This window comes from Gammaproteobacteria bacterium (assembly GCA_024235095.1).
In the GTDB taxonomy this organism is placed as follows: Bacteria; Pseudomonadota; Gammaproteobacteria; order Competibacterales; family Competibacteraceae; genus UBA2383.
Genome location: JACKNC010000001.1, coordinates 2,519,750 through 2,538,032 on the forward strand (window position 1 = coordinate 2,519,750; position 18,283 = coordinate 2,538,032).

General features: G+C 56.5%; 19 protein-coding genes. 13 read left to right on the forward strand and 6 right to left on the reverse strand.

Annotated elements, in window-relative coordinates:
• Positions 1–2 precede the first annotated feature (2 nt).
• The 9 genes from H6973_11135 to H6973_11175 all read left to right on the forward strand — a co-directional run bounded on the left by H6973_11135 (position 3) and on the right by H6973_11175 (position 7,641).
• The gene (locus H6973_11135) at positions 3–158 is read left to right on the forward strand and encodes a hypothetical protein (GenBank protein ID MCP5126148.1); all 156 of its coding nucleotides are present in this window, start codon (positions 3–5) and stop codon (positions 156–158) included.
• Positions 159–168: 10 nt separating this feature from the next.
• Positions 169–1,848 (forward strand): 30S ribosomal protein S1, encoded by a 1,680-nt coding sequence (gene rpsA, locus H6973_11140; GenBank protein ID MCP5126149.1) that lies wholly within the window; start codon positions 169–171, stop codon positions 1,846–1,848.
• A gap of 159 nt (positions 1,849–2,007) precedes the next feature.
• A complete protein-coding gene (locus tag H6973_11145) occupies positions 2,008–2,316 on the forward strand; it encodes an integration host factor subunit beta (GenBank protein ID MCP5126150.1) in 309 nt (102 codons plus the stop codon).
• 172 nt (positions 2,317–2,488) lie between these two features.
• Positions 2,489–2,791, forward strand: coding sequence for a LapA family protein (locus H6973_11150; protein MCP5126151.1), 303 nt, complete (start codon positions 2,489–2,491; stop codon positions 2,789–2,791).
• Between the two features lie 25 nt (positions 2,792–2,816).
• Positions 2,817–3,986: a lipopolysaccharide assembly protein LapB gene (lapB, locus tag H6973_11155; GenBank protein MCP5126152.1), complete on the forward strand. Its 1,170-nt coding sequence runs from the start codon at positions 2,817–2,819 to the stop codon at positions 3,984–3,986.
• A gap of 173 nt (positions 3,987–4,159) precedes the next feature.
• On the forward strand, positions 4,160–4,567 hold the full coding sequence (locus tag H6973_11160; GenBank protein ID MCP5126153.1) for a helix-hairpin-helix domain-containing protein: 408 nt from the start codon (positions 4,160–4,162) through the stop codon (positions 4,565–4,567).
• 155 nt (positions 4,568–4,722) lie between these two features.
• Positions 4,723–5,973: a lipoprotein-releasing ABC transporter permease subunit gene (locus tag H6973_11165; GenBank protein ID MCP5126154.1), complete on the forward strand. Its 1,251-nt coding sequence runs from the start codon at positions 4,723–4,725 to the stop codon at positions 5,971–5,973.
• Positions 5,966–6,673, forward strand: coding sequence for a lipoprotein-releasing ABC transporter ATP-binding protein LolD (gene lolD / locus H6973_11170; GenBank protein MCP5126155.1), 708 nt, complete (start codon positions 5,966–5,968; stop codon positions 6,671–6,673). The genes H6973_11165 and lolD overlap by 8 nt, the downstream gene beginning before the upstream one ends.
• Positions 6,674–6,705: 32 nt before the next feature.
• Positions 6,706–7,641: a hypothetical protein gene (locus tag H6973_11175; GenBank protein ID MCP5126156.1), complete on the forward strand. Its 936-nt coding sequence runs from the start codon at positions 6,706–6,708 to the stop codon at positions 7,639–7,641.
• Between the two features lie 6 nt (positions 7,642–7,647).
• Here the strand turns inward: H6973_11175 and H6973_11180 are convergent, their stop codons facing one another.
• Entirely contained in the window at positions 7,648–9,513 is a 1,866-nt protein-coding gene (locus H6973_11180; GenBank protein ID MCP5126157.1) for a PAS domain S-box protein, read from the reverse strand.
• A 15-nt stretch (positions 9,514–9,528) separates the two neighbouring features.
• Complete coding sequence (gene mtnA, locus H6973_11185) at positions 9,529–10,614, reverse strand: S-methyl-5-thioribose-1-phosphate isomerase (protein ID MCP5126158.1); 1,086 nt, start codon at positions 10,612–10,614, stop codon at positions 9,529–9,531.
• A 356-nt stretch (positions 10,615–10,970) separates the two neighbouring features.
• Between mtnA and H6973_11190 the strand changes: the two genes are divergently transcribed.
• From H6973_11190 to H6973_11205, 4 genes are all read left to right on the forward strand, one after another.
• The gene (locus tag H6973_11190; protein MCP5126159.1) at positions 10,971–11,594 is read left to right on the forward strand and encodes an OmpA family protein; all 624 of its coding nucleotides are present in this window, start codon (positions 10,971–10,973) and stop codon (positions 11,592–11,594) included.
• A gap of 107 nt (positions 11,595–11,701) precedes the next feature.
• Positions 11,702–13,030: a TRZ/ATZ family hydrolase gene (locus H6973_11195; protein MCP5126160.1), complete on the forward strand. Its 1,329-nt coding sequence runs from the start codon at positions 11,702–11,704 to the stop codon at positions 13,028–13,030.
• 60 nt (positions 13,031–13,090) lie between these two features.
• Complete coding sequence (gene ubiG, locus H6973_11200) at positions 13,091–13,810, forward strand: bifunctional 2-polyprenyl-6-hydroxyphenol methylase/3-demethylubiquinol 3-O-methyltransferase UbiG (protein ID MCP5126161.1); 720 nt, start codon at positions 13,091–13,093, stop codon at positions 13,808–13,810.
• A gap of 11 nt (positions 13,811–13,821) precedes the next feature.
• A complete protein-coding gene (locus H6973_11205) occupies positions 13,822–14,538 on the forward strand; it encodes an HAD-IA family hydrolase (GenBank protein ID MCP5126162.1) in 717 nt (238 codons plus the stop codon).
• On the opposite strand, the gene H6973_11210 is transcribed toward H6973_11205, so the two are convergent.
• Genes H6973_11210 through H6973_11225 form a run of 4 tightly spaced genes read right to left on the reverse strand, consistent with a single transcriptional unit; the run spans position 14,485 to position 18,254 of the window.
• Positions 14,485–15,303, reverse strand: a complete 819-nt coding sequence (locus H6973_11210) for a serine/threonine-protein phosphatase (GenBank protein MCP5126163.1) — start codon at positions 15,301–15,303, stop codon at positions 14,485–14,487. The genes H6973_11205 and H6973_11210 overlap by 54 nt on opposite strands.
• A 15-nt stretch (positions 15,304–15,318) precedes the next feature.
• Positions 15,319–15,837, reverse strand: a complete 519-nt coding sequence (locus tag H6973_11215) for an FHA domain-containing protein (GenBank protein MCP5126164.1) — start codon at positions 15,835–15,837, stop codon at positions 15,319–15,321.
• A 45-nt stretch (positions 15,838–15,882) separates the two neighbouring features.
• Entirely contained in the window at positions 15,883–16,239 is a 357-nt protein-coding gene (locus tag H6973_11220; GenBank protein MCP5126165.1) for an FHA domain-containing protein, read from the reverse strand.
• Positions 16,236–18,254: a protein kinase gene (locus H6973_11225; protein MCP5126166.1), complete on the reverse strand. Its 2,019-nt coding sequence runs from the start codon at positions 18,252–18,254 to the stop codon at positions 16,236–16,238. Before H6973_11225 ends, H6973_11220 begins: the two co-directional genes overlap by 4 nt.
• Positions 18,255–18,283 lie beyond the last annotated feature (29 nt).

An 18,283-nucleotide genomic window follows, 5' to 3' on the forward strand; every position in this document is an offset into this window, starting at 1 on the left:
TAATGAATCGAGCGCCGGGACTGGGCGCTCCGGGCGTTGGCCCCGAAAGTTTCCATCGCAACGGGAACACCGTCACCCTGAACTGGTTCGGCTATATTCCGCCGAACCTTGTAGCCCTAACCCACTTGCGGCGGCTTGCTACCGCCGGTTTTTTTTGAGTTATAACCCATGACCGAAAGTTTTGCCGAACTGTTTGAACAAAGCCTGGCCGACAAGCAGATGCAGCCCGGTGCCATCGTCCAGGGACTGATCGTAGAAATCCGTCCGGACGCTGTGGTTGTCAATGCGGGTCTGAAGTCGGAAGGGCTGATTCCGATCGAACAGTTTTACAACGAGGAAGGCGTTCTCGATGTGAAAGTCGGGGATCAGGTCGAGGTGGCGCTGGATGCGCTAGAGGACGGTTTTGGAGAAACCCGGCTGTCCCGCGAAAAGGCCAAGCGCGCTCGGATCTGGAGCGCCCTGGAATCGGCTTTTGAAAAGGAGGAAATTGTCAAGGGCCTGATCAGCGGCAAGGTCAAGGGTGGCTTTACCGTGGAAATCGGCGAAATCCGCGCGTTCCTCCCAGGTTCTCTGGTCGACGTGCGCCCGGTGCGCGACGCCGCCTACCTGGAAGGCAAGGAACAGGAATTCAAGGTTATCAAACTCGACCGCCGCCGCAACAATGTCGTGGTCTCTCGTCGAGCTGTGGTCGAACAGGAATATAGCGCCGAGCGCGAAGCCTTGCTGCAAAACCTGCAGGAAGGCCAGATTGTCGATGGTGTCGTCAAGAATCTCACTGACTATGGCGCCTTCCTGGACTTGGGCGGCATCGACGGTCTGCTCCACATTACCGACATGGCCTGGCGACGGGTCAAGCACCCTTCGGAAGTGGTCGCGGTGGGTGACAATATTCAGGTCAAGGTGCTCAAGTTCGATCGCGACCGCAACCGCGTTTCCCTGGGTCTCAAACAACTTGGCGATGACCCTTGGATCGCCTTGGCGCGCCGTTATCCGGTCGGCACCCGTGTGTTCGGTAAAGTTACGAATATCGCTGATTATGGCTGCTTCGTGGAGATCGAGGAAGGGGTCGAAGGATTGGTCCATGTCTCCGAAATGGACTGGACTAATAAGAACGTCAACCCGAACAAGGTCGTGGCGCTGGGAGATGAAGTTGAAGTCATGGTGCTGGACATCGATGAAGATCGTCGCCGCATCTCGCTGGGCATGAAACAGTGTCAGCAAAATCCCTGGGATGAATTCGATCAAACCCACGGCAAGGGCGACCGTGTTTCCGGCAAAATCAAATCGATCACCGATTTCGGTATCTTCATCGGTCTGGATGGCGGCATCGATGGCCTGGTGCATCTATCTGATATTTCCTGGAATGCGCCGGGCGAAGAAGCCGTTCGCCAGTACAAGAAAGGCCAGGAAGTCGAGGCCGTCGTATTGGCGGTTGACCCCGAACGCGAGCGCATCTCGCTGGGCATCAAGCAACTCGACAAGGATCCTTTCTCCAATTTCGTCGCCGATCATCCCAAGGGGAGCGTAACCAAGGGCCGAATTCTCTCCGTGGACGCCAAAGGCGCCGTGGTGGATTTAGGCAATGGCGTGGAAGGAACGCTGCGCGCTTCGGAGCTGTCCCGCGAACGGGTCGAAGATGCGCGCGCTTTGTTGAAGGAAGGCGAAGAGATCGAAGCTAAATTCATTGGCGTCGACCGCAAGAACCGGACGATCAGCCTGTCCATCAAAGCCAAGGATATGGCCGAAGAAGCCGAGGTCTTGCAAGACTACAGCCGGAAATCCAGCACGGGCGCAACCTTGGGAGACATTTTCAAGGAACAGATCAGCGCCCAGCAGGACGAGGACTGAAAAGCGGTGCAAAAATTCCTCTCTTCTTCCTAACCGAAGAGGGGTTGACTCCCTTTTCAGGGAGTGATTTGTTGTCGATGATCGATGGGCTATCATCAATTTTCAGTTATACGGCGCAGATCGGCGCCGGTAGGATTACTGTTCGCTTGAGGATTTTTCATGACAAAATCGGAATTAATCGAAATTCTTGCCTGCAAAAGAAGCGATATTCCCTACAAGGACATAGAACAGGCGGTCAAAGCCATGCTGGAGCAGATGAGCGAATCGCTGGCTAATGGGGAACGGATCGAAATTCGTGGATTCGGTAGTTTTTCTCTGCATTTTCGCCCCCCGCGCATTGGCCGTAATCCCAAAACTGGCGATGCTGTGACGCTGACTGGCAAATATGTCCCACACTTTAAACCCGGTAAGGAGTTGCGTGAGCGGGTTAATTATCGCCATGGACACGGTCGCGATGACTTCTTGTGATGCCTGTCCTGATATCCGGAAGGCCCCGGTTGTCGTCCGCCGTTTAAAAGCCCACGGTAAAGTGGGTTTTTTTGTTGGAATTGAGGGGTAGCTCGTAGCTGCCACCGGGAAGCATCTAGCGAAGCGATGGTTCGAATCCACTGATTTCAAATTGCCCTGGCAGGTGAAGCCGATGTTCTGGATTAAATTTATTCTGATTAGCGCGATTTTGCTGGTTGTCTTGCTGTTAGGTGTGGAATTTTCCACTCTGCACACGGATCCAGTGACTGTTAACTATCTGTTGGGGACCACGACTCAGCCGTTATCATTGGTGGTAGTGAGCGCCTTCGCCGCAGGCGCGTTCGCGACAGCGTTGATTGGGGTCTTTGTCGTATTGCCATTGCGCTGGCAGGTCGCCCATTTGCGTCAAACTCTTTCCACGAAGGACCAGGAGATTAGCCTGTTAGTTCGAAAGGCGGGACGAGATGCGCGTTAGTCTGATGGAGACGCCCTGTTAGGTCATGATAGAATTGTTATGGCTATTGCTGCCGGTTGCTGCGGCCTCTGGTTGGTGGGCGGCCCGGCGTCAGCCTACGGATTGTCATGGAAGAACGATCCATAATACTGACTATTTCAAGGGATTGAATTATCTGATCGATGATCAAGCTGATCAGGCCATCGAGGTCTTTACCCGCATGGCGGATGTTGATCAGGATACCGCTGAAATTCATCTGGCTCTGGGAAATCTGTTCCGGCGCCGCGGTGAAGTTGACCGTGCGATTCATATTCATGGTAGTTTGATCGCCCGCACTAACCTGACTGATGATCAACGCCGTCGCGCTATGTTGGAACTGGGCGAAGACTATCTGCGAGCAGGCCTTTTTGACCGGGCCGAGGAACTGTTCCGGAAACTGCTGGATCAACCTGATCATACGGCGATTGCGCTATCCCGTTTAATCCATATCTTTCAGCAGGAAAAAGACTGGCGTCAGGCCATTGCCCATAGTGATCGCCTGGAGCAGATCAGCGGTGAATCCAGGCGACGGCAAACCGCACATTTCTGTTGTGAGCTGGCGGAAACCGCGAATGCGCAGAATCAGCATGAAGAGGCAGTGACTTGGCTACAGGATGCCTTAAAGCGTGATCCATCCTGTACTCGGGTCAATCTCCTGCTGGGTCGCCTGGCAATGCGGACTGGCGATTATCCAGCAGCCATCGCCGCATTTCAGGCGGTCGAGCAGCAAGACCGGGGTTACCTGCCCGAGGTGATCGCCCCGCTCGGTCAATGTTATGGCGCTTTGAATCGTCTTGATGAGTGGATTGCCTATTTGCGTGATGTGCAGGCGAGAGATCATGGCGGACGGATCACCGACGCCTTGGCTGAATGGCTCTTGCGCCAGGAAGGCGAGGAAGCCGCTCTGCAATTTCTTGAGCGTGAACTGCGGGAATACCCGACCCTGCTGGGTCTGCGCCGTTTGGTTGAAGTCAAACTGGCACGCGGCAAAGGCGCTGAGTATGCTGATCTGCGGGCGTTGCACTGTGTTAGCACTCAAATGCTCAATGGCGCTGCACGCTACCAATGCGGCTACTGTGGTTTTGTCGTCAAATCCCTACACTGGTGGTGTCCAAGTTGTCTGCAATGGAGCACTATCAAGCCGATACCCGACTTAGTGATGAAAACCAATCCCTGATTGCAGATTCCATTCCTGTGTCAAAAAAATATTGAACATTTGCTTAAAAAGACGACGGATTGACTTGCATTCTTCACGGGTATTTCTATGATTGTGATACTATCAGCTCTTTTGAGACTGACAGTATCACAGCCACTCTACTTTATGAGGAGAATGTTATGAAATTCTTAAATATGGCGCTGGCGCTTATCCTGATGTTGTTTTCTGTTGTGACGTTCGCGCAAGCCATCAATCTCAATACAGCCACTGCCAAGGAGCTGGAGAGTCTGAAAGGCATCGGTCCGGCCAGGGCGTCCGCGATTGTCAAGTATCGTGAAGAAAATGGTTCCTTTGAGTCAGTAGATGATCTAACCAAGGTTCCTGGCATCAAGGGTAAGATGCTGGAAAAGTTACTGGCCGATAACAAAGGCATGTTGACGGTAGAGGAAGCAGAGGAGACCGAAACGGCTGAGACACCGGAATCTTCATCCGCGCCTGAGATGCCCAAGACCCCGGAAATGCCATCCGCGCCGAAGATGCCTGAGATGCCCAAGACTCCGGAGATGCCCAAGACCCCGGAAATGCCCAAAGCGCCAAGCTAATGCCAATTCTTGATAGGTTTTGCTTCTTTCCGTTAGGGATCTAGGGAAATAGGGAAAATCCAGGTAGTTAATCATATTCTGGCCGCCATCAGGCGGCCAACGCCGTTTATAATGGGACTCTTTTCCGGCGACCACCGCCACTACTGGGAGCGCCCATGTTTCGTCCCCTGGAATTGTTCATTGGCCTGCGCTATACCCGCGCCAAACGCCGCAACCACTTTATTTCTTTCATCTCCCTGACTTCAATGCTCGGCATCGCGCTAGGCATCACCGCGCTGATCACCGTACTATCGGTGATGAATGGCTTTCAGCAGGAACTGCGCGGGCGCATCCTGGCAATGACCGCTCACGCTACGATCAGTCGCTGGGATGGATTGATCGATGACTGGCCTGCGATCCGTGATGCAGCCATGCGCCATCCTGAAGTTCAGAGCGGTGCGCCGTATATTCGTGGCGAAGCCATGCTCAATCATGCTTCGCTAGTTAGTGGTGCGTTGCTCCAGGGCATTCTGCCCAAGGAAGAGCAACAGGTCTCGGATATCGGCGAAAAAATGTTTCAAGGCTCGCTCGATAATCTGCGCCCCGGCGAATTTGGCGTCATTTTGGGCAAGGCCTTGGCGAATGCGCTGGGAGTAAGCATGGGCGATAAAGTGACGGTTATTACCCCACAGGCCAATGTAACGCCCGCTGGCGTATTGCCGCGACTCAAGCGTTTCCAGGTCGTCGGTCTTTTCGAGGCTGGCATGTATGAATATGACCGGGGCTATGCACTGGCGCATGTTGCCGACGTGGGTAAATTGTTTCAGTTTCCCGAGGGCATGGTCAGCGGAGTGCGCTTGAAATTACGTGATCTATTCCAGGCGCCGCGCCTGGCTCAACAGATTGCCAACCAACTGCCAAAAGGATATTTGTCTCGCGACTGGACGCAGGATCACGCCAGCTTTTTCCGGGCGGTGCAGATTGAAAAGACTGCAATGTTTGTCATTTTAACCTTGATTGTAGCGGTGGCGGCCTTCAACATTGTCTCCGCCTTAGTCATGGTGGTGACGGATAAACAGGCTGACATCGCCATTTTGCGCACCCTAGGCGCGACGCCGCTCAGCATCATGGGTATTTTCATCGTCCAGGGCATTACGATTGGTCTGGTCGGCACCCTGCTTGGATTATTTGGCGGCGTGTCGCTGGCGACGCATGTTGACGTGGTGGTGCCATTCATCGAGAACATGTTTGGCATTAAATTCCTGGCGCCGGATGTTTACCTGATCAGCGACCTGCCATCGCAAGTGCAATGGGGCGATGTGTCCACGATCGGATTGGTGGCCTTTGGATTGGCCGTGCTGGCTACGCTTTATCCGGCCTGGCGAGCGGCGCGGACTCAGCCGGCGGAGGCGCTGCGTTATGAATAAGGCGGCTGTGGACGAGAAAGGTATAGTGTTGGAATGTCGTCAACTGGCGAAATCGTTTCGGGAAGGCAGCGAGCGACTGGAAGTATTGCGGCATATTGATCTCCAGGTGCAGCGTGGCGAGCGACTGGCAATTATTGGTAGTTCCGGTTCGGGGAAGAGCACGCTATTACATTTACTCGGCGGACTCGATGCGCCGACCGCCGGTTCAGTGTGGGTGGCGGGTCAGGAATTAAGTCGATTGGGCAATGCTGGGCGTGGCCGCCTGCGCAACCGCTGGCTGGGGTTTATCTATCAGTTTCATCACCTTTTGCCTGAATTCACGGCGTTGGAGAATGTAGCGATGCCGTTGCTGATTCGAGGCGAACTCCCGGCGCGCGCCAAAGCGCAGGCGGCAGAATTGCTGGGCCGGGTCGGCTTGAGTCAGCGTCTCGGCCATAAACCGGGCGAATTGTCTGGCGGTGAACGGCAACGGGCGGCGGTGGCCCGGGCCTTGATTACACAACCAGCCTGCGTTTTGGCCGATGAACCGACAGGTAATCTGGACCGGCACAGCGCCGGGCAGGTTTTTGAACTGATGCTGGAGCTTAATCACGACCTAGGCGCCAGCCTGGTGATCGTGACCCACGATTCAGAATTAGCTGCGCGGATGGATGCGGTTTGGCGGTTGGCTGACGGGATGCTAACCTTGGAACACGGATGACGGATACCGAAGAATGACTTATGATACACTCCATGCATATTCTGTCGTCATACACATCTGCATGCCTGATTTGTCATATACCTCTGCCCTTTCACCAGGCGCGCAAGAGCCAACTTTGTGGCCGGGCGGAATGCGCACGACGTTACTCCCTGTTGCAACAGCAGGACAAGGTCTGCAAGAGTTGCGGACGCCCGCTTTCTATCAGGGAACAGCCCTTCGGGGTGTGCGCCAACGCGGCATGCCAACGCGCCATGGTGGCGGATCGCGCCCGCCAGGAGCGCGAACAACGCGAAAAATGGTATCAGGCGGTGCGCGAGCAGGCGGCGCGACTTCGCAGGCGGGCAACCAGCAACTTTGGCATCCCTGATGAAGAATCATTCCGTTTGGCAGTGGTTCCCGCCTCTCTGTCCCGGATCACCCGTCTGCCCGCGCAACGCCGGCGGGAGTTTCGCAATTACCTGAAAGAGTTGATCGATAAAGCGTTTGTCAGGCCCATCCCTCCAGTGGTTGATCCGGGCCAGACGGCGCCCTTGTCAGACGAAGATGCCCGGCTTCGGGCGGCTTCGGGCCAGGCGTGCGCTTGTTGCCGGGGATCCTGCTGCCAAGGCGGCGGATTTACTCATGCTTACCTGGAAATCGCCACTATACAGCGCTATCGGACGGCGCACCCGAATCAGCGCCCGCGCGGAGTGCTGGCCGCCTATATGAATTGTGTTGGTGACGAGACTGCGGAAGGTTCCTGCGTTTATCATCGAACCGATGGGTGCAGCCTGCCTAAAGACATGCGCGCCGATATTTGCAATAACTTCTACTGCGGGGGATTGCAGAATTTCCGGCAAAAAGCGGCGGTGGACGCGCCGACGCGGGGTTTCTTCGTGGCGGCGACCGAGGATACGATTCACCGGGCGGCTCTGGTTCATGAAGACCAATCTCTCATAGTTCCGGTACCGCCAACCGATGTGGATTAAAGCACATTAAGCCGGCGTTTCCACTTCTACCCGGTTGCGTCCTGTCTGCTTGGCCCGATACAGCGCCTGGTCGGCGCGGATCAGGATCACGTTAGCATCCAGATCCGCCGGTAAAAACAGCGTGACGCCAATGCTAACGGTCAAGGCGATTTTCGTTCCCTCCTCTGCCGGCATTGGCAAATTGGCTAACGCCCAACGCAGCCGTTCGGCCAGATGAAGCGCGCCATCCAGATCTGTATCGGGTAGCAGCGCGGCGAATTCTTCACCGCCAAGACGTCCAACCAGGTCCGTTCGACGCAAAACTTTCAAGGTGATGCTAGCAAAATGCTGGAGTACGGCGTCACCGGCAGCATGACCATAAGTGTCATTCACCTGCTTGAAATGATCGAGATCGAGCATGAGCAACGCCGTCGGTTTGGCATAGCGCTTGAAGCGATCCAATTCCAGCGCCATCTGCCCTAGAAAATGGCGACGATTCGCTAATCCCGTCAGATGATCCGTGGTGGCCAACCGTTTGAGTTCCTGTTCCCGCGCCTGGCGTTCGGTCTCGTCGCGCAGGATGCCCACGGCGTGCCACTGATTCTGGATCCGCACTGCGGATAAGGAAATGGCGACCGCGATTTCCGTCCCGTCCTTGCGTCGCGCGTGCATATCCAGCGTCTTGCCAATGGCGTTGCCGCATCCCGCGCGACTGAACTCCGGCAAGGCTTTGCGATAGGTCCCATGATAACGTTCGGGGGCCAGGAACTGATGCAGGGTTTGCCCCAATACTTCTTCCCGGCGATAGCCAAAGATAGATTCGGCAGCCGGGTTCCAAAAGGAAACCCGACCTTCCGGATCCATCATCACGATCGCGTCCTGAGCGGAATCGGTGATGCTGCGCAAAATGGCTTCCCGCTCGCGTAACACCTCCTCAGCCTGCTGGCGCTCGGTAATATCCTGCACCATGGTCATTAAATACCGGACTGATCCATCTGCATGACGCACGTTTTTGGCCGACACCAGGGCATGCACAATTCCGCCATCCCGGCGAATATAACGCTTATGCATCGAGTAGCCTTCGGCTTCCCCTGATGCAGCCCGTTCAAATTTCTCTGTATTTTCTTCTAGATCATCGGGATGAGTCAGCTCATCCCAAGTCTTGGCGGTGAGTTCCTGACGTGGATAACCCAGTATCTCGCAAAGACGATCATTAAACTGCACCCAGTGTTTGTCGGGTGCGATGATTGCCATACCGATCAATCCCAGTTCGTAATAGCTACGAAATTGCTCCTCACTTTCCCGCAAGGCGTCTTCCATAGTTTTTTGCGCGCTGATGTCGTTGACGACCATCAGCAGTTTTAATGACGACGGGGATTGTTCCTGGAAAAATGCATCCGATTCACGGCGGCCCGTCAACCGCGCCAGGAACTGCCGGCCTTTTTTTCCATGCAATGTTGCATCAATGCTCTTGCCTTCAGGGCTGTTAAAGAACGCGCGGAAACGGCTGAGAAAAATGTCCCGCTCTGTTCCTTCCATAAAATCCGCCAGCGCTTGATTAATGAGATCGGGGCCTTCCCAACCCAGTTGATCTGCAAGAGTTTGATTGACCTGGCAAATGACGCCGTTGACATCCAGGGACAGATAACCGATTGGCGCATGATGATAGAGCTTTGCATAACGATCCCTGATGCGTTCAAGCTGATGTTGCGCGCTGCGCAAATCCTCGTTTTGGAGTTCCAGTTCGATTTGATATACCGACAGATCATGCACTAAGCGCCTGACTTCGGTTGGCGGCAAATCGAGGCTTGTTTGATCGGACCGGTTGAGCAACGCTTCCGCACGCTCGCGTAACGACCGTTGGCGTTGGTCCGCATCCATCTTGACGCCCATTGGAATGACCTCCGCCTATACCACGACCTGCGCCTGCATCTGGGAACTGGGATTTATGACGCCCATCATATCGGCTATTTTTGTTGAATTCGGTTTTAATATCACTCCACGTTCGGTCACTAACGCATCCACGAGTTCCGCAGGCGTCACATCGAACGACGGATTCCAGACCTCGGCTCCGGCAGCAGCCACTGGGTGGCCGTTAAAGTTCAACAGCTCCTCAGCGGCGCGCTGTTCGATGGGAATGGCTGCACCTGCTGGAGTCGCCAGATCTACGGTCGACGCAGGGGCGACCACCATGAATTTGACGCCATGATGGCGAGCCGTCACCGCCAGGCCATAGGTGCCGATTTTATTAGCGACATCGCCATTGGCGGCAATGCGATCGGCGCCCACTATGACCCAGCGGACTCCACCCTGCTGCATCAGCGCCGCCGCCGCGCTATCCGCCAGGAGCGTGACTGGAATGCCATCCTGCGTCAGTTCCCAGGCAGTCAACCGTGCGCCCTGCAACCAGGGGCGCGTCTCATCAGCATAAACCCGCTCAATCAGTCCCGCTGCATAACCGGCGCGAATGACTCCGAGCGCGGTGCCGTAACCGCCGGTAGCCAGCGAGCCGGTATTGCAATGGGTTAACACGGCTCCTTGTTCGCCCAGCAAGTTAGCGCCCAGCAGACCCATGCGCTGGTTGGCGGCAATATCTTCCTCATGAATCGCCCGCGCCTCGATCAGCAACCGTTCCAGCGGAGCATCAGCAACTTCGGCGATGACTCGCTTCATGCGTTGCAGCGCCCAAACTAGATTGATGGCGGTCGGTCTGGATGCGGCAAGCCGGTTCAGATCTTCCTGTAGTGAAATTTGCCAGCACTCCCGTTTCTCGGTATAACCAGTTCGGGCTGCCAACGCCACACCATAGGCTGCGGTAATGCCAATGGCCGGCGCGCCGCGCACCACCATGCAGCGAATCGCTTCAGCAACCTCAGCAGCGGTCGTCAACCGCTGGTAGCGGATTTCCCTTGGCAGTAGGCGCTGATCCAGCACTTCCAAAGCATCATCGCGCCAAACGATGGCGCGGACGTGATCGTGATCATGCGGCATCATGGAGCCTCAATCGCCTTGAAAAAGTCATTATCCAAGGTTGATTCGGTGGACTTAATGTTTTTTTGTAAATAAACAACAATTGAAATTCGCAAAGGGACCACGGAAAAAAACCTTGCCAAAATACCACGATAACGCGCAGAATAGCACTATTTATTCTCAGAACAACATTTTTTGCAATTCTGACACAATGTTGTATCATTACACATCAAGACCGGCCGGCAAGCCATTCGCAATGGCAACCGCTCGGGTATACTGGTTGAGTGGATGATCGCGGTTAAGCCGACCCGGTCCCCGCGACCTAAAATTCTTGATGTGCCGTGTACTGAATTTTCAGCGCCTATTGGGAGAGTATACCGATGAAAGTAAATCTGCATAAGCTCAGCCTGGGTCTGGCTGCTTCGATGATGCTGTTTGCCGCGTTGCCGGCGCACGCAATCAACAAGTATGGCTGTATTTACGCCGTGGATCCCTACGATAAGATCGTTAAAGATCCTTATGGCAACTGCATCCGCACCCCGTTCTGGACCCCCGAGAAGAATGTTCCAGAGTGCGGCGCTGTTGCAGTGGTCGAGCCGCCCCCGGCTGCTCCGGTGGTCGAAACCCTGACCCTGGGCGCCGACGCCTATTTTGACTTTGACAAGGCCACCATTAAGCCCGCTGGCCGCGCTAAGCTCGATCGTCTGTCAAGCGACTTGCGCCGCGTCGCCTCGGTTTCCTCGATCCTGATCGTCGGCCACACCGATAGCAAGGGCACGGAGGAATACAATCAACGTCTTGGCCAGCGCCGCGCCGATTCCGTAGCCAGCTATCTGGTTTCTAGGGGAGTGCCCGCCTCATTGATTAGCACCCAGAGCCGTGGCGAGCTTGACCCGGTTGCGCCGAACACCCTGCCCAATGGTCGGGATAACCCACAGGGCCGCGCTCTGAACCGGCGAGTGGTGATCACTGTCACCGCTCAGGAAAAGGTTATTAATCAGTAAGTCTTCGGTCTTTTACCGTAGGATCCGCGCCCCGGTGAACCGGGGCGTTTTTTTACGCCACATGAATTAGCCGCTATAATCCGGCGTCACCGTCCGGAGAATTGCGTATGCCACAAGTCGTCACTACTTTGCTCGACGCCCATTGGATCGTTCCGGTCGAGCCAGCAGGGCAAGTTCTCGAGCACCATGCCCTCGCTATTCAAGAAGGGCGCATTCTGACCATTCTGCCCCAGGCTGAAGCCGCGACCCGCTATACGGCTGAAAACCATCTCCGCTTCGACCAGCATGTATTGATGCCGGGCCTGATCAATGCCCATACCCACGCCAGCATGACCCTGATGCGCGGTCTGGCCGATGATTTGCCGTTGATGCGCTGGCTGCAGGATCATATCTGGCCGGCGGAAATGCGCTGGGTGGATACCCACTTCGTTCGCGACGGGACGCGCCTGGCCATTGCCGAAATGCTGCGCGGCGGCGTAACCTGTTTCAACGATATGTACTTCTTTCCAGAAGCAGCGGCCGCTGTCGCTCGTGAAGCGGGGATGCGCGCCTGCGTTGGGTTGATCGCCCTGGATTTTCCCTCGGCCTATGCCCGAACACTGGACGAATACCTGGATAAAGGGCTGGCGCTGCACGAAGCCCTTGAACTTGAACCGTTGCTCCACACCGCCTTCGCGCCGCACGCCCCCTACACGGTGTCGGCGCCCGCGCTGGAGCGAATTAGTCAGTTGGCGGCGGATCGGAACATCCCGGTGCATATCCATGTTCACGAAACCGCTGCTGAAGTCGCCCAATTTGTCGCCGAACAGGGTTGCCGGCCACTGGAGCGACTGGAACAATTGGGCTTGTTGTCTTCGCGGCTACTCGCCGTCCATCTGACCCAGGCAGAGCCTGGCGAAATCGAGCGACTCGCGCAAGCGGGCGCTCACGTGGCGCATTGCCCGGAATCCAACCTCAAGCTGGCCAGCGGCTTTTGCCCCACCGCCCGACTGGATGTTGCGGGCGTCAATGTCGCGATCGGCACTGATGGCGCGGCCAGCAACAACGATCTCGACCTGTTCGGCGAATTGCGCACCGCCGCATTGCTCGGTAAGGGCATAGCTGGCGACGCGGCGGTTCTGCCGGCAGAGAGAGTGCTGCGCATGGCGACTCTCAATGGCGCGCAAGCACTTGGATTAGCTCAGGAAACCGGTTCGCTGGAACCGGGCAAGTCCGCTGATATCATCGCTATCGATCTTGGGGCATTGGAAGCCGAGCCGGTTTACCATCCTATCTCGCAACTGGTTTACGCCACGGGGCGCCACCAGGTCAGCGATGTCTGGGTCGCAGGCCAGCGGTTGCTGGCCGGCCGACAATTGACCACTCTGGATACGCAAGAGATCATTCAGCGGGCGCGGAGCTGGCGGGATCGCATCGCCGCAACTGACCGGGCGTAAAATCCCGGTAGGATCGGTCAAACCCGCCAACAATTCTTTTTTAAACCAGTGGAACCGGACATGACCACCGCCAATCCGAATGTCGATTATCAGGAAATCGCCAAATTCGAGGAACTCGCCAGTCGCTGGTGGGATCCGGACAGCGAATTCAAGCCTCTGCATGATATCAATCCTCTGCGTCTGAACTATATTGATGACCATGTTGGTGGCCTGGCCGGAAAACGAGTGCTGGATGTAGGCTGCGGCGGTGGTATTCTGGCCGAGAGCATGGCGCTGCGCGGTGCTCAAGTGCTGGGCATCGATATGGGCGAAGCGCCATTGGCGGTCGCGCAATTGCACCAACTGGAATCCGGCGCGATTCTCGACTACCGACGCATCACCGCCGAAGACTTGGCCGAAGGCGAATCTGGCAGTTTCGATGTGATTACCTGTATGGAAATGCTGGAACACGTTCCCGAACCCGCCTCGACCATTCGCGCCTGCGCCCGACTGGTCAAACCGGAGGGTCATCTGGTCTTTTCGACCATCAACCGCAATCCCAAGTCCTATTTGTTCGTCATCATCGGTGTGGAGTACGTGCTGCGGATGTTGCCCAAAGGCACTCACGACTACCGCAAGTTCATTCGCCCCTCGGAGCTGGATAGCTGGACGCGAGAAGCCGGTTTGACGATTCGGGAAATGACCGGCCTGCATCACAATCCGCTGACGGGCCGCTACTGGCTGGGGCCGGGCGTGTCGGTCAACTACATGGTCCATTGTCGAACGGACTGCGTGGCATGACCTCCCGCGTCATGGGCGAGCAATCGCCAGCTTGTGTGTTATTCGACCTGGATGGCGCCTTGCTGGACACCGCCCCGGACCTGGCGGCGGCTTTGTGGCGGCTGTGCCGCGAGCGCGGCGTTCCCGAACCCGCGTTTTCAACCATTCGGTCAACCGTCTCGCACGGTTCGCCTGGGATGCTCAAAGCCTGCTTCGGCCTTGGGATTGATGATTCCTTATATGCGGAATACAACCAGCGATTTCTAGAATTCTATTCCCAGGCCATTGCCGTCGACACGACCCCGTTCCCCGGCATGGAAGAGGTTCTGGCGCATCTGGAAGCCAGCTCGATACCTTGGGGCATCGTGACCAACAAACCTGGCTGGCTGACTGAGCCGTTAGTGAAAGCGCTGGGCTTATGGTCGCGGGCCGCTTGCGTGGTCAGCGGCGACACGCTGGACAAGCGCAAACCCGATCCAGAGCCGCTGTGGCATGCCTGTGATCAGATCGGCGTGACGCCAAACCGCTCGCTGTACGTGGGCGACGCCGAGCGCGATATACAGGCAGGTAAACGGGCCGGCCTGTTAGCGCTGGTGGCGGGATTTGGTTATCTAAGCATCGAGGATCGACCGGAAGAGTGGGGAGCGGATGGTTTTCTGGAGCAACCGCTCGATTTGATGATCTGGGTCGGTGGATCAGCCTGTTCCCAGTCGTCGCCATGTCCGACGCCACCAGGAATGATTCGATGAGAACCCACTGGCTCGCGCCCACAACACAGTGATGTTGTCCTGATGCGGACGCGCATGGGCCGCCACTGCCGATAGCAACGCCTGGCAGGGTGTTCCATCTATCTGAGGATAGTGTTTTAACATCGCCGCAATTTGCTGCTCGCTCAACGTCAATACCCCATCGCTCGCCAGCAGAATCTGATCGCCTTCTCTAAGCGCACAGGCCCGACGCGGTAAATCCACCATATCCAGAACGTCGCCAGTGACTGCGCTCATCAATGCATTGCGGTCCGGGTGCCGGGCGGCGGTATCCGCGCTGATCTCGCCTGCGGCGACTCGATGAGCCAGGATACTGCGATAGGCATGATCCTCATTCAGACGACATAGCCGCCCCTGCCGCCATAACCACAGTGGCGAATCGCCGACGCTGATCCAATACAAACCTTCTTCGGCCAGCACCACGGCCAGCAGTGTGCAGCCCATGCCACTCAAGCCTTCCGGGTCGGTAGCCGCCTCCCGACCCATCTGAACATTGACATGCAACAAGGTCTGTTCAAGCCGGTCCGGAATCGTCATAGCGTCTATAGCATCATAAGTCTTGATAAACTCGCGCACCGCCAAGGCGCTGGCCAATGCGCCGCCCCGTTCGCCGCCCATGCCATCCGCTAACACCAACAGCAGGTCGCCTGCTCCTAGTTCTGACGGCAGTTCGAACACGCCGTAATCATCCTCCTGACGCGCACGGCTGCCTTGCGCCATGCCTTCATCATGAATCCACGCCGCCATCCTGTATTCTCCCCGTCAATTGCTAGCGCACCAGTCGAAGCCGGGACCGCACAATGGCGCAAACCGCAAACGGGTCTGCCCAACTTGCAGCGTTTCGTTGCCTTTCAGTTCCACGGATTCCCGGATCATGCGTCCATCCAGCCAGGTTCCAGTAGCGACCGACTGCAAATAGAAGCACCGGGACCGCATGGTGTAAATGATGGCGGCCTGATTCTCCAGCGCGATAGCCTCATCGCCAAAATCTAATCGAAGCCGTGAACCTGCGCCTCGACCCAAGTCATTGACGCCATAACCCAGTGATAACACCTTGCCCCGTCCAGGGCCGGCAATGACCACCAGCCAGCCCACAACAAGATCAGACAAAGCATCCCCGGTCACCGTTGTGGAGGGGGTCGCTGTCGCCGCTGGATGCGTCGCTGGCGTCCCATCCATTCGAGAGCGATTGCTCCCTTCGGGACGGGCGATGCGACGGGTCGGTTCAACAGGCGGGTTTGGCGGGGAACCGTCTTTTTTAAAGCCGCGATACAGGGGCATGCGACTTCTCCTGATTTTAAGGGCGGTCTGCGCGAACCACCTGATTTATGAAAGGTCCACCCGAAAATGCAGGCGCACCTCGCCTAGCTCCACAATATCCCCATTCCCAAGCACTTGACTTTGAACACGTTTTCCGTTCACCCAAGTGCCATTCGTGGAATTCAGGTCGCAAATCTGGAACGAACCATCGGGTAAATAATAGATCTCGGCGTGGTGCCCCGAGACCGAATCATTCTCGAAACTGATGTCGTTATCCGGCGCGCGACCCAATCGACAAAGAGTTGATTGTAATCGCAAATCCCCTTTGCCCAATGCGTCGGTGCGTATAAAGCGCGCTCGCACGGGCATTGATTTAGGCGATTTGTTCTTTTGGCGCGAAAAAGGCCAAAACTTGAAGTTCATTTTTGATTAAACCCCGAATTGCCGGGATCACTCCAGCGATTAGCGCTTGGCGTTGCCCTGGTTGAGTCCGCCTGCGCAGGTTTTTTTGCTGAGGGATCATACGGTATCACTTTCCATGGACGTGTTTTTTTCTTGACCGGCTGCTGGGTGCGCTGAGTCTTCCTGGGTGTTTTTGGTTCCTCAGTCACAGCGCGCCGGTTCGCCGGTTCGGTTGAAGTATCGGCCTTTGGCGTAATGTTAGCAGGAACCGTGCCGGGTATTGATACGGGTATGCCGGTAACGCCCGTGGTTGAAGCGTCCACGCCAGTTGTTTCCGGCTCCTTCTCAGCGCTTGCCGACTCAGCTCCGTCCTGCGTCGCCGGAGGTTCAGGCGCGCCTGTTATTTCCGGTGCGCGCTCGGCGACCGCCGGTTGCGACGCTCCATCCGCCTCTATCGGTAAATCTGGCGAATCCACGGTTTCCTGCGCACTCTCCACAGCCGCGGGTTCAGATTTACTCCCAACCTCCGGTTTCGCAGGCGAAATTAGCGCACTGGTCATTTCGGCGTTTTCAACCGGCGTCGGGGTATCGGCCATCCCATCCGATGTGGTTGGCGAAGGTCCAGGCGGCGTCGGAGTTGATGCCGGGGCTTCAGGGGGCGTTGGCGAGTCGGCGACTACAGGTTCTTGTTGGCCCAAGTGGTAACGTGGCGGTGGTTTCGATTCCACAGTTGGCTGTGGGGTGGGTTCGGACAAGCCGAGCCAGATCAACAGCGCCGCTACGGCCACGAGCGCTACGCCGCCGCCCACGAAAGCGATTAAGCGCCATTGTGACGCAGACCCTTTCGGGGGTTTTTGCTGTTGTTTAGCCGATGGGGCGCGCGCAGAGGGTTGGGTGAATTGCAGCCATTCGCTGTGATCCGGTTCCACCGGTTCCTGCGGATGCCTGGGCGGAAGATGAGCGGTCTGCTGCGCTTCAGGTCGCGTCGGTTCCGCTGCCAGTTTTGCAGGATGATGGGTAATCCGCGATGTTTCGAGCATTGGGGCAGGCTTAGTCGCTTTGATCGGCAGCATGATTACCGTTTCATCACTATTGTCATCCTGCGCGCCAGCGAGCGCTGCCTGTACTTCGACGACGGTGCTGAACCGCTGATCTGGCCGCACCGCCAACATGCGATCGATAACCCGAAGCAAATTCGTGCTATAGCGGCCGGCGCCTGCTTTGACGGCGGGTTCCAAACTATCATCCAGCAACCGGTCCGCAGCATCGGTCGGAGTGTGGCCAGTGATACAGCGGTACAACACCGCGCCAAGGGCATAGATATCGGTCCAGGCGCCATAGCGGTCATTGCGCGTTGTATATTGTTCAGGCGGCGAGTAGCCGGGCGTGACCAGACTGGTAACGCTTTGGCTATGGCGACCCACGGCCTGTCGCGCCGCGCCGAAGTCAATCAGAATGACCCGGTGGTCGCTGGCGCGCACATATAAATTTGAAGGTTTAATATCGCGATGCAGATAACCCTGTTCATGCACTGCGCACAGCGCGGGCAGTACATCCTCCAGTAAGCCGCGCACTTCATCTTCGCGAAGCTTTTCTTCTTCCCGAAGTATCATGCTAAGCGATTGGCCTTCCTCGTAATCCATCACGATATAGGCGGTGCCATGCGCCCGGAAGTAGCGTTTGACCCGCACCACATAGGGATGCTGAATCCGCGCCAGTACGCGGGCCTCATCGAGAAAACGCTCCAGTCCCCAGCGATAATCGGACAACTCCCCATTACTGCCGCTAACGTCGCCCTGAGTATTCGGATGCACGGTCAGACCGTCAGGATCGCGAAACGACCATTCCACCGGGAAGTATTCCTTGATCGCCACCCAGGCATCCAGATGAGTATCGAGCGCCTTGTAGGTCACGCCAAATCCGCCAGCGCCCAGAATGGAGTCAATGCGATATTCGTCCAGCATGCATCCCACGGGAAGGGCGTTAGCGCGACGACCGCTGCTCTTGGAGGCTGTGGAAGAGGGCGTGGTAGTCATAAATACAAACCGGTCAGGTTGAAGATCAT